The organism is Stenotrophomonas acidaminiphila (assembly GCA_002951995.1).
GTDB lineage: Bacteria > Pseudomonadota > Gammaproteobacteria > Xanthomonadales > Xanthomonadaceae > Stenotrophomonas > Stenotrophomonas acidaminiphila_A.
The window spans coordinates 75,294-88,820 of the sequence record CP019797.1 but is presented as its reverse complement, the minus strand read 5'-3'; the positions used below and the strand labels follow the sequence as shown (position 1 = coordinate 88,820).

Sequence of the window (13,527 nt, the reverse complement as noted above, 5' to 3'; positions counted from 1 at the left end):
CGTCTGTCCCGGAGACCCGCATGCGCATGAGTGCCTTTCGCCCGCTGCTGTTCGTCGTTGCCCTGGCATGTCCGACCCCGTCGCCGGCCAGCGCGGCAACACCCCCGTCGGTCGTCCCCCTGCCGGCACGGATGGACATGCAGCCCGGGCGCTACCGTCCCGGTGCCACGCTGCGCATCGCCACGCAGGGCGACCCGGCACGCGTGGATGCGCTGCGTGTGCTGGCCGGGGACATCCTGCGGGCGGCGTGGCAGCGCCCGCTGGACACGGCCGGCAGCCGCGCGCCGGCCGACCTCACCCTGACCCTGGACGCGGACGCCGGCGCCAACCCCGAGGGCTATACCCTGCGCGTGGACGAACGCGGCATCCGCCTGCGCGCGGCCGGCGACGCCGGCCTGTTCCATGGCCTGCAGACCCTGCGCCAGCTGCTGGCCGACGGCGGCGACGGCATCGCCCACGTCGCCATCGACGACGCGCCGCGCTTCGCCTGGCGCGGCCTGCACCTGGACGTGGCCCGCCACCTGTTCCCGATGGACTACATCAAGCGCCAGCTCGACTTGATGGCGCGCTACAAGTTCAACGTGCTGCACTGGCACCTGACCGACGACCAGGGCTGGCGGCTGGAGATCAAGCGCTACCCCAAGCTCACCGAGGTCGGCGCGTGGCGCGCGCAGACCGCGTTGCACCGGCGCGACGGCCGCATCGCGTACGACGGCACGCGCTACGGGGGTTCTACACCCAGGCCCAGGCGCGTGAGATCGTGGAGTACGCGCGCAGGCTGCACATCACCGTGGTGCCGGAGATCGAGATGCCCGGCCATACCGTCGCGGTGCAGGCCGCCTACCCGGAGCTGGCCTGTACGCCGGGGCCGTTCCAGGTGCGGGTGGACTGGGGCGTGGACGACAACGTGGTCTGTCCCGGCGAGGCGACCTTCACGTTCATCGAGAACGTGCTCGACGAGGTGATGGCGATCTTCCCCTCCGAATACATCCACCTCGGCGGCGACGAGGCGCCGATCGTGCGCTGGCAGCAGAGCCCACTCGCGCAGGCGATCATCCGCCGCGAGGGGCTGAAGGACGAGCATGCGCTGCAGGGCTGGTTCATGCGCCGGGTCGAACGCTACCTGCAGCAGCACGGCCGGCGCATGCTGGCCTGGGACGAGATGCTCGCCGGCGACCCGGCAAAGAGCACCACGATCATGGCCTGGCGCAGCATCGGCGAAGGCATCGAGGCGGCACGGCGCGGCCATGACGTGGTGATGACGCCGGTGTCGTATTCCTATTTCGACTACTGCCAGTCGCGCGCGGCCGACGAACCTTACTGCCCGCAGTACCTGCCGCTGCACCAGGTGTATGCCTTCGAACCGGTGCCGGCGCAGCTCACCCCGGCGCAGGCCGCGCACGTGCGTGGCGGCCAGGCCAACCTGTGGACCGAGCATATCCGCACGCCGCAGGCCGCCGAGTACATGCTGTGGCCGCGCGCGCTGGCGATGAGCGAGGTGCTGTGGTCGGCGCGGGACCGCCGCGACTGGGACGGCTTCGCCGCGCGGCTGGGGCCGCAGCTGGCCGCGCTGGGCCGCATGGGCGTGAACTACCGCGTGCCCGAGGTGCTGGGGCTGGACGGCGACGTGCTGACCCTGGCGTCCACGGCCACGCTGACGCTGCGCTCGCCGCTGGACGATGCCGCCATCGTCGTCACCACCGACGGCAGCGAGCCCACCGCGGACTCGCCGCGCTACGCGGGCCCGCTGGCGCTGGACCTGACCCGGGGGCCGGTACAGGTGGCGGCGCGGCTGCTCACCGCCGACGGGCGGCTGGGGCCGACGATGCGCGCCAGCTACGCGCGGACCACCCTGCAGCCCGCCGCGGCGGCGTCGGCTGGCATGCGCCGACCTGGCCTGCAGCGCGACTATTTCGAGGCGCCGGTGCAGAAGACCGACGACCTGCCCGGCATGCGCCCGGTGCGCTCGGATACCGCCGACGTCATCGACCTGCCGGACTTCGCCCGCCAGGAGCGTTTCGGCCTGCGCTACCGCGGGGTCGTGCGCGTGCCCACCGATGCCGTCTACCGGTTCTCGCTGGCCTCCGACGACGGCGCGCGCCTGTGGCTGGACGACACCGTGGTGATCGACCGCGACGGCCCCCAGTCGCCCGGCACCACCCATGGCAGCCGCGCACTGGCGCGCGGCGCGCACGCCTTCGAGCTGCGCTACTTCCAGGGCGGCGGCGACCGCATGCTCGACCTGCAGGTCAGCATCGATGGCGGCGCGCCGATGCCGGTGCTGGCGGCGTGGTGGGCGCACTGAGCGAGGCGTCCGTTACCGGCGCCGGGCCCGCTCCCTGAAGCCAGCGTCCCTCGTGCGGGCTGCGGCTTTCCGGGCCCGCGCCCGGTTCCCGCTCAGGTCCGCACGAATATCTCCACGCGGCGGTTGAGCTGGCGGCCGCCGGGGTTGTCCCGCCCGTCGACTTCGTTGGGCGCCACCGGCTGCGCCTCGCCATAGCCACGCGCGCTGGCGTCCTGCGCAACGCCGCGCTGGCGCAGCGCCGCCACCACCGCCTGCGCGCGCCGCTCGGACAGCGCCTGGTTGTAGTCGTCGCCGCCCTTGGCGTCGGTGTGGCCGCGGACTTCGATGGCGCGCGAGGGCACCTTCTGCAGCGCGGTGGCCAGCGCGTCCAGCACCTTGCCGGCGTCGGCACGTACCTGCGCCTTGTCGAAGTCGAACAGCACCTTGTCGCTGAGGGTGACGACGAATCCACACGGCGCGCCGGACGGCCTGAACTTGTCCAGCAGCGGGAAGCGCCCGGCCGGCGGCAGCGGCGGCAGCGGCGCCATGCGCACCTCGCGCGCGACCGCGCCCACGGTACCGGTGCCGTCGCCGCGGTTCTCGGCGATGCCTTCGGGCCCGCCGATCCAGCGCCCGGAGCCATCGGCGCGGACCTCGATGCTGCCTTCTTCGCCCACCCACAGGCCCGAGCCATCGCCATGGTTCTCGATGTTGCCGAAGTCGCCCACCCAGGTGCCGCCCCCCTTGCCGTCCAGCTCGATATGCCCATGCTCGCCGACATAGGTGCCGGAGCCGTCGGCCTTCACCTCGAAGGTGCCGGCACTGTTGACGATGCTGCCGCTGCCATCGGGATTGACCCGCACCACATCCTCGTCGGTCACCGCCAGGCCGCTGCCATCGGCGGCCACCTCGAACACGCCCTCGCCGGCAACGCGCTGCAGGTTGCCGGCGGCATCGAGATTGGTGAAGCCGCTCTCGTTGACCAGCGCGCCGTCGGTGGCGCAGTTCGCCGGGCGCACGCTGATGCCGGCCACCGGGTCGATCAGTGCCTGCATCGAGGCTTCCAGCTGCTTCTGCGCCGGGCCGCTGCCGACGAGGCTGGGCACCATGATCGGCGGGATCGCCGGGAACTCGAAAGCGGCCTCGGCCGGCGCCGCATCCGCCTGTTCCTGCGTCGCCACGGCGGCTGCCTCCGCTTGCGTGGCGGCCGGCGGTGACGACGGGCTGCAGGCCGGCAGCAGCAGGGTCAGGCAGGCCAGCGACAGGGGGGTAAGGCGCATGCAGCAGCTCCTGGGTCGGGGAGCCGCACTGTCGGCGATGCCGCGTTCAGGCCCCGTGACCAGCCACCACCCGGGGCGTCGGCGGACACCGTGCAGCGCGGGCTGCCTGCCTGCACGATGGGCGCGGCCGCCCCGGGACGCGGCCATGCCGCCGGCCGGAGCCCATGGCGCTCAGTCGTAGCGCACCTTCAGGCCATCCAGCTTCACCACGCCGGCCTGTTCCAGGCCGGCCACGATCGCCCCCACGTCGTCGGCGCCGATCTGGTTCTGGAAGTGCGCGGCGACATGCTTCTTCAATGCGGCGAGGGTTCCCGGCCGCCCGGTTTTCGTCTTCGACAGTACGGTCTTCATCCGCGTCAGCCGCTGCATGGCCGTGGCGGGCGCCGCGGCGACCGGTGCATCGGGCAGCGGCCGCGGGGGCGCTTTGTCCACCACCACCGTCACCGCGTTCGCCTTGGGTTTCGGTTTCGGTTGCGCCGCGGGCACCGCGCTCACCTCGGTGGCCGCGGCCGATGCGAACAGCGGCATGCCGGCGATCGCCGTCGAGCGGCAGGCGAATATCTTCCTGCCCTTCAGGTGTTCCACCAGCGGATCGAAGCCGGTGTCACGGGAAATGATGTGGAAGAACCCACGCGGGTCGCTGGCGGACAACTGGCCGATGTAGAACGCGATATGGAAATCCAGCGCATTGGGGCCATTGCCCGAGATGCGCACGTAATCGGCACGCTCGCGCATGGCCTGCATCTGTATCGCCAGCTCGGCCGACAGCTTGGCCTGGCCGGCACCCACGAACACCCACAGGCGGATGTCCGCACGGTCCAGAAGCCGCAGGTCGGTGGGCTGCACGTTCTCGTGATCGATCAACACGTAGTTGATGCGGCCACTCCCCATGGACAGTTGTCCGACGGCCTCGCTCGGCATGCTGCACGCTCCCTGTTTCCCGGGCGCATCATGGCCCGACGGCAGCCGATGTTCCAATGGCGGCGGTTACCCCGCCGGCCACCCGGCCCGGCGCGCGGCGGCGTGGAAGGTCCAGGCGACGAACCGGCTCTGCTTGCTGCCCTGCGCCATCGCCACTTCACGCACCTCGAGCGCGCCGGCACGGGACAGTTGCCGGTGCAGGTCGGCCAGGTGCTCGCGCTTGGCCACCAGCGAGCTGAACCACAGCACCTGGGCCTGTACGGCCACGCTCTCGCGGATCATGCGCCGCAGGAACGAGGCCTCGCCGCCGGTGCACCACAGCTCGTTGGCCTGGCCGCCGAAGTTCAACAGCGGCGGCTTGCCGCGCGGCGCGGGCTTGCCGTCGCCAAGATTGCGCAGCTTGCGCTGGCTGCCCTGCGCCGCCTCTCTGGCCGAGGCGTGGAAGGGCGGGTTGCACAGGGTCAGGTGGAAGCGGTCCTGCGCCTGCACCACACCGGCGAACAGGCTGCCGCGCGCGTGCTGCAGGCGCAGTTCGATCAGCCGGTCGAGCCCGTTGCCCTGGACGTTGGCGGCGGCCGAGCGCAGGGCGACGGAATCGATGTCGCTGCCGACGAACGACCAGCCGTATTCGGCCTGGCCGAGCAGCGGGTAGATGCAGTTGGCGCCCACGCCGATATCGAGCACGCGCACCCCGGGCCCGCGCGGGATCGTGCCACCGGCGTCGGCGGCCAGCAGGTCGGCCAGGCCGTGCAGGTAATCCGCGCGGCCCGGTACCGGCGGGCACAGGTAGCCGGCGGGGATATCCCAGTGGCCGATGCCGTAGTCGCTGGCCAGCAGCGCGCGGTTGAGTTCGCGTACCGCCAGCGGATCACTGAAATCGATGCTCTGCCCGCCGTCCGGGGTGCGTCGCAGGTGCGCGCGCAGCGCCGGGTTGGCCGCCAGCAGCCGTGCCATGTCGTAACGGCCCTGGTGGCGGTTGCGCGGATGCGGGCCCGCGGCCGCCGGCACGGGGCGCCGCTTCGCCGGGGGCAGAGGCGTCGGCATCGCGGAGGTGGGAGGTCAGTGGCCGGTGGCCGGCGCCGGGTCCTGCGCCTGGAAGCGCCGCAGCGGTCCGCCCTGCCCATCGGCGCGTGCGGCCAGCGCGGCGGCGATGGCCGCACGCGCGTCGCGCAGCACTTCGGCTTCGTTCTGGCTGGCGTCGATCACCTGCTTGCCGGGCAACTCCAGCTGCTGGAAGATCGCCCGGCAACGCTCCAGGTTCTGCGCCGTCTCGAAATGGTTGGGCACGTCGCCGCGGGCGTGGATGCGCGCCAGCCCGGTGGCCGGCGGCAGGTCCAGCAGCAGCAGCAGGTGCGGCCGCGGCGCGAAGGCGTTGAGCTGCAGCAGTTCGTCCACCGGCAGGCCGGCGGCGCCCTGGTAGGCCACCATCGATGGGAAGTAGCGGTCGAGGATCACCACCGCGCCGCGCGCCAGCGCCGGCACCACCAATGCTTCGACGTGCTGGCGGCGGTCGCGCAGCAGCAGGTCCACTTCTTCCTGCGGACTCAGCCGCCCGGTCGCCGCCGAGGCCCGCAGCTGCGTGCCCCACGGCCCGTTGGTCGGCTCCTTGCTCAGCACCACCTCGGCGCCGGCCCGCTCCAGCGCCTCGGCCAGCCCCCGCGCCAGCGTGGACTTGCCGGCACCGTCGATGCCCTCGATGGCGATCAACAGGCCGCCGGGAATGTGCTCTTTCGTCATCGCGCTACTGTAGCCCAAGCGGTCCGGCGCACCCACCCTTGACGTGCCGCCGCCGGCCACCCCGCCGCGGGCCAGTGACCATCGGCCCATGCCGCGCGCCGCGGCGGCCGCCACACTGCCGCGACCTGGGAAGGAGCCGGCCATGCCGCCAGCCACGATGCGCTTTCTGCTGCTGGGAATGCTGTGGGTCGCCGGCGGCGCCGGCGCGGCACCGCCGGATGCCGCCACCCTGCGGGCCATCGAGGCCACCGCCCACGATTACATGGACGGACAGCTGGAGGGCGACCCGGCACGGGTGGCGCGTGCGCTGCACCCGGACCTGGCCAAGCGCAACCTCGTGGACAGGCCCGACGAAACCCTCGGGCTGGGCCGGATGAGCGCGGACGAACTGGTCCGCCTTACCCGCGAAGGCGCGTTGAAGACCCCGCGCGAACAGTGGCAGCGCACGGTGAGCGTGCTGCAGGTGGACGAGGACATCGCCACGGTGCGGCTGGAAAGCCCCTGGTTCATCGACCACCTGCAGATGGGCTGCTTCGACGGCCGCTGGGTGATCGTCAACGCGCTCTGGCACCGCAAGCCGCGACCGCGCAGCTGACCGCGCCGGCAATGCCCGCTATCGTGTCGCGTCCCGGCTTCCACCCGCGCTCCCGATGAACCCGACCCCAGACGACACCGCCGTTGCCGAGGTTCCCGCCGTCGTCCACGCGCACGGGCATGGGGCCTGCGCCAACTGCCGGGCGGCGCTGCAGGGCCATTACTGCCACCACTGCGGGCAGTGCGCGCACAACCCGCTCAAGCACGTGGGGCACGCGATCGAAGAGGTGTTCGAGTCGTTCTGGCACCTGGACGGGCGCATCTTCCGCACGCTGCGCGACCTGCTGGTGCCAGGCCGGGTCGCGCTCAACTACCTCCGCGGCCAGCGCGTGGGCTACGTGCAGCCGCTGCGGCTGTTCGTGATCCTGACCCTGTTCACGTTCTTCGTCGGCAAGCTGACCCTGCATGTCGACGACATGACCCTGAACGGCGGCGACAACACGCTGTTCGCCAACGCGCAGACCGTGCAGGAAGTGGAGGCGATACGCGCGGCGCAGCAGGCCGGGATCGAGCGCCAGCTGGCGGCTTCGCCCGCGGCCACGCCGGCATTCACGGTGGCCATGGCCGCGCTGAACGCCGCCGCCGCACGGCGCACCTCCGAACTGCGCGGGCAGCCGGTGCCCGCGCCGGACACCGTGGCCTCGGCGATGAAGCGCGCGGCGCAGGCGGCGGGCCAGGCCACCGGGCGCCAGCAGGCTACCGTGTTCGATTCCGACATCAACGGCAGACCCTGGGATCCGCAGACCAATCCGGTGGTGGTGCAGGGCATGCCGGCATTCTTCAACCACTGGCTCAACCAGCGCCTGGCCAACGGCAAGGCCAACGTGGAACGCATGGGCGGCAAGACCGACCTGTACGTGCAGGCCTTCCTCACCGCCCTGCCCGGCGCGCTGTTCTTCCTGATGCCAGTGTTTGCGCTGGTGCTGCGCGTGGCCTACCTGGGCCGCCGCATCGGCTACCTCGAACACCTGGTGGTGGCGCTGTACAGCCATGCCTGGCTGATGCTGGTGCTGCTGGCCACGTTCCTGACGATCGGCGTCACCGGCGCCATCGGCAACCGCTTGGTGAACGCCATCGGCGATGGCATCCACGTGGTGCTGTGGCTGTCGGTTCCCGTCTACCTGCTGTGGATGCAGCAGCGCGTGTACGGCGGCCGCGGGTGGGCGACGCTGGCGCGCTACGTGTTCATCGGCGGCATCTACTTCTGGCTGGTGATCCTGGGGGTGACGTACGCGGCGCTGGCCGGGGTGTCGTCCTGAGCGGCCGGACGCGGGCTCACACCCAGCCCTGGGCCACCAGCTCGCGCTTGACGTAGGCGTAGAACACCGGCGCGGCGACCAGCCCGGACAGGCCGAACGCCGCTTCCATCACCAGCATCGCCAGCAGCAGTTCCCAGGCATGGGCGCGGATCTCACCGCCGACGATGCGGGCGTTGAGGAAGTACTCCAGCTTGTGGATCACCACCAGGAACAGCAGCGCGGCCACGGCGACGTAGAACGACACCGACAGCGCGACGATGGTGATCACGGTGTTGGAGATCACGTTGCCCACCACCGGCAGCAGGCCGGCGAGGAAGGTGATCAGCACCAGGGTCTTGGCCAGCGGCAGGTGCACGCCCAGCAGCGGCAGCACGCCCAGCAGGAAGATCGCGGTGAACAGCGTGTTGAGCAGCGAGATCTTGAGCTGGGCGAACACCACCTGGCGGAACGCGGTGGCCAGGTGGCTGGTACGGCCGACCAGTTCCCGCGCCAGCGGCCCCATGCGTGGCAGCGGCAGTTCGTCGTACAGCGCGATCATCGCGCCCAGCACCATGCCGATCAGCACCCGCACGCCGATCTGCACCGCCGAGGTACCGGCGACGCCGAGCTGGCGGCGGTGCTCGGCCACCCATTCGTTCACCCCGGCGCGCAGCGCCTGCATGTCCTCGGGATATACGGCTGCAGCAGCGGCGGCACCTGGTGGCGCGAGGTATTGAGGATTTCCATCAGCTGCGCCAGCAGCGCGTCCGGCCCGCCGGTTTCGTTGCGGAAGAACGACACCACCGCGATGATCGCCAGGCCCAGCAGGCCGATCACCGCCACCGACAGCACGGCCACCGCCATCGCCCGCGCCCGGCCCGGCGGCAGCCGGCCCTCCACGGTCGAAGCCAGCACGTGGCTGAGGTGGAACACCAGCAGGCCGGACAGCAGGGTGACCACCAAGCCCAGTTCCAGCACCGCCCACATGCCCAGCAGCATCAGCACCCAGGCGGCGATGCGCGCCGGCGGCGTCGCTGGCTTCAGGGGGAGGAGGTCGGTCACTGCGGCAGGCCCGTCGAAGATGCGCCATGGTAGGCGATCACGCTGCCGCCAACCGTGCCGATGCGGCGCTTCCCGGCAGGCGCGGGCGCGGGCGGGAAAGGCCGCCGCCCGGGGCCGGCGCTCAGTCGCCGGGCGGGGCCTGGCAACCCTCCTGCTGCGCACAGAAGCGCGCCGCGCGGCGGCGCTGGTCCTCGCTCAGCTCCGGCGGTGGGCGGGCGATGGCCGACTGGATCTGGTCGCGGCCGCCGGTCAGCTTGTGCAGGCCCTTGGCAGCGGCCATCAGGCCGTAGCTGATGCCCATCAGCAGGTAACCGCCGCTTTGGCTGACCTGCTCGGGCGTGGGCGGTTCGCTCCATGAACGGCTGAAGCGGTTGGGCTCGATCTTCACCGGGTTGCGGAAGCGGTACAGGTCCAGCGGCGTGTCGTCCTCGGGCTTGAGCGCGCGCACTTCCTCCAGCGTCCTCACCGCGTCCGTGGACGCCGCCGCAGGGTCGGCCGCGGGGTCGGCCGCGGGCACCGTATCCACGACCGGGGGCGACGCCTGCTGCGCCTGCGCCGCGCCCACCAGCACCATCCCCGCCAACACCATTGCGTACCATCGAGGCCTTGCCACCGTTCCTGTCCCTGCCGGTTGCCGAAGCAGGCAGCATACGGGCGCCACCTTCAGATTGCGTTGGCGGCGTGCCGGGCGTTCAGCCTGCATGGGTCTCACAGGCTGAGACGGCGCCGTGCTTCCATGCCGGTCTTTGGATCGGCACTACCGGCATGGCGTTCTCCCTCGCTCCCCGCACCGAAGCCAGCGAACGGGCGCTGGCCACCACCGACGGCCTGCCCTCGCGCGACGGCGCGCTGCTTGGCCAGCGGCTGGCACGGCGCTACCGCGACCGCGTCACCGGCAGCTTCACGATCCCGGGCCGCGAAGGCAGCTACGCGCCGATCCCCGACGACGTCCCCGAGGCGCTGCAGGCCGCGCTCCGGGCGCGCGGCATCGAACAGCTGTACTCGCACCAGGCCGACGCCTGGAACGCCACCCAGCGCGGCGAGCACGTGGCCGTCGTCACCCCGACCGCGTCGGGCAAGTCGCTGTGCTACACGCTGCCGGTGGTGAGCGCGGCGATGCAGGGCAACGCCAAGGCGCTGTACCTGTTTCCGACCAAGGCGCTGGCCCAGGACCAGGTGGCCGAGCTGCTGGAGCTCAACCGCGCCGGCGACCTCGGCGTGAAGGCCTTCACCTTCGACGGCGATACGCCCGGCGACGCGCGCCAGGCGATCCGCCTGCACGGCGACATCGTGGTCAGCAACCCGGACATGCTGCACCAGGCGATCCTGCCGCACCACACCAAGTGGGCGCAGTTCTTCGAGAACCTGCGCTACGTGGTGATCGACGAGATCCACACCTACCGCGGCGTGTTCGGCAGCCACGTCACCAACGTGATCCGCCGGCTCAAGCGCATCTGCGCGTTCTACGGCGTGCGCCCGCAGTTCATCCTGTGCTCGGCCACCATCGGCAACCCGCATGCGCATGCCGAGGCGCTGGTGGAAGAACAGGTGCATGCGATCACCGAGAGTGGCGCGCCCAGCGGCCCCAAGCACGTGCTGCTGTGGAACCCGCCGGTGATCAACCCGGACCTGGGCCTGCGCGCCTCGGCGCGCTCGCAGGCCAACCGCATCGCCCGCATCGCGATCAAGAGCGGGCTCAAGACGCTGGTGTTCGCGCAGACCCGGCTGATGGTGGAGGTGCTGACCAAGTACCTGAAGGATATCTTCGACAACGACCCGCGCAAGCCGGCGCGGATCCGCGCCTACCGCGGCGGCTACCTGCCCACCGAGCGCCGCGAGGTGGAGCGGGCCATGCGCGCCGGCAGCATCGACGGCATCGTCAGCACCTCGGCGCTGGAGCTGGGCGTGGACATCGGCGCGCTCGACGTGGTGGTGCTCAACGGCTACCCCGGCAGCGTGGCGGCGACGTGGCAGCGCTTCGGCCGCGCCGGCCGCCGCCAGCAGGCCGCGCTCGGGGTGATGGTGGCCAGCAGCCAGCCGCTGGACCAGTACGTGGTGCGGCACCCGGACTTCTTCGCCAACGCCACCCCGAGCACGCGCGCATCGCCCCGGACCAGCCGCTGATCCTGTTCGACCACATCCGCTGCGCGGCGTTCGAGTTGCCGTTCCTGAGCGGGGAGCCGTTCGGGCCGGTCGACCCGCTGGTGTTCCTGCAGGCGCTGGCCGAAACCGGCGTGGTGCACCAGGAAGGCGAGCGCTGGGAATGGATCGCCGACAGCTACCCGGCCAACGCGGTGAGCCTGCGCGCGGTGGCCGATGGCAACTTCGTGGTGGTCGACCGCAGCGACGGCAAGCAGCAGATCATCGCCGAGGTGGACTATTCCGCCGCCGCGCTCACCTTGTACGAAGGCGCCATCCACATGGTGCAGAGCACGCCCTACCAGGTCGAGCGGCTGGACTGGGACGGGCGCAAGGCCTACGTCACCCGCACCCACGTGGACTACTACACCGACAGCATCGACTTCACCAAGCTCAAGGTGCTGGACCGCTTCGACGGCAATGCCGCCGGACGCGGCGATTCGCACCACGGCGAGGTGCACGTGGTGCGGCGCGTGGCCGGCTACAAGAAGATCCGCTACTACACGCACGAGAACATCGGCTATGGCCCGGTCAACCTGCCCGACCAGGAGCTGCACACCACCGCGGTGTGGTGGCAGCTGCCGCAGGCCACCCTGCTGCGCAGCTTCGCGCAGAAGCAGGATGCGCTCGATGGCTTCCTCGGCGCGGCGTACGCGCTGCACATCGTCGCCACCGTGGCGGTGATGGCCGACGCGCGCGACCTGCAGAAGGCGGTGGGCAATGGCGACGGCGCGTGGTTCGCGGTGGCCGACCAGAGCGGCCGCGGCCAGCTGCGCGGCAACGAGGGCGGCGACGGCGCAGTGGAGCTGATGCAGAGCTTCGTGCCCACCGTGTACCTGTACGACAACTTCCCCGGCGGCGTGGGCCTGAGCGAGCCGCTGTGGCAGCGCCAGGCCGAACTGGTGCAGCGCGCGCTCGAGCTGGTGGAGCGCTGCGACTGCAGTGCCGGCTGCCCGGCCTGCGTCGGCCCGGTGCTGGCCGCGCAGGAACAGGGCCGGGGCGAAACACCGCGCTCGCTGGCATTGAAGGTGCTGTCGCTGCTGTCGGCCGAGCGCTGCACGCAGGTGCCGGCGGTCACGGCCGACGCCGTGGACGAGGCGCTCGACCTGCTGCCATGAGCGTCAGCCTGGACAAGCTCAAGGCGCTGCGCAGGCAGGCCGGGCATGCCGATGCCGCCGTTGCCGCCGCGCCTGCGGCGGCGCTGCCGGGCCCCGCGCCATCGGCCACGGAACCGGCCCGGCCGCCGCCCCCGGCAATGCCTGCGCCTGCGCCGTGCGCCGCACCGGCGCCGGAAGCGCCCGCGGCGTGGCCGCAGGCGCCGCTTCCGCAACGCCATGACGCCGCGCCGAGGCCGGCACCGCCACGCGGTGACTCGGTGTTCGGGTGGGTCGAGCAGATCCGGCACAAGCCCGCGGCCGTGCCAGCGCGCACGCCCGACAGCGATGGCCTGCGTCGCCTGCTGGCCACGCGCGGGCGCGCGGTGGCCACGGCGCCGCGCCTGCCACGCAACGGCCCGGTCGACCGCGCGCTTCCGGGCACCGAGATCGCGCCCGGCCTGCACCTGATCGAGGCCTTCCTGCCGCAGCCGGTTCCGGCGCAGCCGCTGTCACTGGCGTTCAGCAGGCGCCCGGACGACACCGTGCGGCCGCAGGACCTGCTGTTCTTCGACACCGAGACCACCGGCCTGGCCGGCGGCACCGGCACCCGCGCTTTCATGATCGGCGCCGCCGACTGGCATCGCGATGCGGCGCGCGGCGAAGGGCTGCGCGTGCGCCAGCTGCTGATGTCCACGATGGGCGCCGAGAGCGCAATGCTGGAGGTATTCGCCAGCTGGCTGGCGCCAACCACGGTGCTGTCCAGCTACAACGGCCGCTGCTACGACGCGCCACTGCTGAAGACGCGCTACCGGCTGGCGCGGCGCGGCGACCCGCTTTCCGCGCTGGACCACGTCGACCTGCTGTTCCCGACCCGGCGCCGCTACCGCGGCACCTGGGAGAACTGCCGGCTGGCGACCATCGAGCGGCAGCTGCTGCGCATCCAGCGCGAGGACGACCTGCCCGGTTCCGAGGCACCGGCCGCCTGGCTGGACTATCTGCGCGGCGGCAGCGCGCGCAACCTGCGCCGCGTCGGCGACCACAACCACCAGGACGTGGTGACGCTGGCGCAGTTGTTCCTGCGCCTGGTGCAGGCCGAGGCCGACGAGCGGGCATCCTCGCTGGCCCCGTAGAGGCGGGGCATGCCCTGCAGGGCGTTGCCGGGAAAGCCACGTGCC

General features: G+C 71.7%; 9 protein-coding genes and 3 pseudogenes. 6 read left to right on the top strand and 6 right to left on the bottom strand.

The features are described 5' to 3' along the window. The first annotated feature begins 20 nt into the window (after positions 1-20). Entirely contained in the window at positions 21-965 is a 945-nt protein-coding gene (locus B1L07_00355) for a hypothetical protein (GenBank protein ID AUZ53834.1), read from the top strand. Then, a complete protein-coding gene (locus B1L07_00350) occupies positions 662-2,305 on the top strand; it encodes a hypothetical protein (GenBank protein AUZ53833.1) in 1,644 nt (547 codons plus the stop codon). Before B1L07_00355 ends, B1L07_00350 begins: the two co-directional genes overlap by 304 nt. A gap of 92 nt (positions 2,306-2,397) precedes the next feature. Here the strand turns inward: B1L07_00350 and B1L07_00345 are convergent, their stop codons facing one another. From B1L07_00345 to B1L07_00330, 4 genes and pseudogenes are all read right to left on the bottom strand, one after another. Next, positions 2,398-3,564 (bottom strand): hypothetical protein, encoded by a 1,167-nt coding sequence (locus B1L07_00345; protein ID AUZ53832.1) that lies wholly within the window; start codon positions 3,562-3,564, stop codon positions 2,398-2,400. Positions 3,565-3,735: 171 nt separating this feature from the next. Beyond that, a complete protein-coding gene (locus B1L07_00340; GenBank protein AUZ53831.1) occupies positions 3,736-4,455 on the bottom strand; it encodes a hypothetical protein in 720 nt (239 codons plus the stop codon). A 96-nt stretch (positions 4,456-4,551) separates the two neighbouring features. After that, positions 4,552-5,529, bottom strand: a complete 978-nt coding sequence (locus B1L07_00335; protein AUZ53830.1) for a 23S rRNA (adenine(1618)-N(6))-methyltransferase — start codon at positions 5,527-5,529, stop codon at positions 4,552-4,554. An 84-nt stretch (positions 5,530-5,613) separates the two neighbouring features. After that, positions 5,614-6,222 (bottom strand): annotated as a pseudogene (locus tag B1L07_00330) (dTMP kinase). 142 nt (positions 6,223-6,364) lie between these two features. Between B1L07_00330 and B1L07_00325 the strand changes: the two are divergent. Further along, positions 6,365-6,817: a hypothetical protein gene (locus tag B1L07_00325; protein ID AUZ53829.1), complete on the top strand. Its 453-nt coding sequence runs from the start codon at positions 6,365-6,367 to the stop codon at positions 6,815-6,817. Positions 6,818-6,872: 55 nt separating this feature from the next. Further along, on the top strand, positions 6,873-8,075 hold the full coding sequence (locus B1L07_00320) for a hypothetical protein (protein AUZ53828.1): 1,203 nt from the start codon (positions 6,873-6,875) through the stop codon (positions 8,073-8,075). A 16-nt stretch (positions 8,076-8,091) separates the two neighbouring features. Here B1L07_00320 and B1L07_00315 read toward each other — a convergent pair. Beyond that, a pseudogene (locus B1L07_00315) lies at positions 8,092-9,056 on the bottom strand (hypothetical protein). Positions 9,057-9,237: 181 nt separating this feature from the next. Then, entirely contained in the window at positions 9,238-9,690 is a 453-nt protein-coding gene (locus B1L07_00310; GenBank protein ID AUZ53827.1) for a hypothetical protein, read from the bottom strand. A gap of 191 nt (positions 9,691-9,881) precedes the next feature. On the opposite strand from B1L07_00310, the pseudogene B1L07_00305 reads away from it, so the two are divergent. Together B1L07_00305 and B1L07_00300 are read left to right on the top strand one after the other, a co-directional pair. Continuing rightward, a pseudogene (locus B1L07_00305) lies at positions 9,882-12,373 on the top strand (helicase). Then, entirely contained in the window at positions 12,370-13,482 is a 1,113-nt protein-coding gene (locus B1L07_00300) for an exonuclease (protein AUZ53826.1), read from the top strand. Before B1L07_00305 ends, B1L07_00300 begins: the two are co-directional and overlap by 4 nt. Positions 13,483-13,527 lie beyond the last annotated feature (45 nt).

What these genes read in the sequence shown, in the direction of transcription:
- B1L07_00355 (AUZ53834.1), top strand. Translation starts at nt 21, where the DNA reads ATGCGCATGAGTGCCTTTCGCCCGCTGCTGTTCGTCGTTGCCCTGGCA.
- B1L07_00345 (AUZ53832.1), bottom strand. Translation starts at nt 3,564, where the DNA reads ATGCGCCTTACCCCCCTGTCGCTGGCCTGCCTGACCCTGCTGCTGCCG.
- B1L07_00340 (AUZ53831.1), bottom strand. Translation starts at nt 4,455, where the DNA reads ATGGGGAGTGGCCGCATCAACTACGTGTTGATCGATCACGAGAACGTG.
- B1L07_00335 (AUZ53830.1), bottom strand. Translation starts at nt 5,529, where the DNA reads ATGCCGACGCCTCTGCCCCCGGCGAAGCGGCGCCCCGTGCCGGCGGCC.
- B1L07_00325 (AUZ53829.1), top strand. Translation starts at nt 6,365, where the DNA reads ATGCCGCCAGCCACGATGCGCTTTCTGCTGCTGGGAATGCTGTGGGTC.
- B1L07_00320 (AUZ53828.1), top strand. Translation starts at nt 6,873, where the DNA reads ATGAACCCGACCCCAGACGACACCGCCGTTGCCGAGGTTCCCGCCGTC.
- B1L07_00310 (AUZ53827.1), bottom strand. Translation starts at nt 9,690, where the DNA reads ATGGTGCTGGTGGGCGCGGCGCAGGCGCAGCAGGCGTCGCCCCCGGTC.
- B1L07_00300 (AUZ53826.1), top strand. Translation starts at nt 12,370, where the DNA reads ATGAGCGTCAGCCTGGACAAGCTCAAGGCGCTGCGCAGGCAGGCCGGG.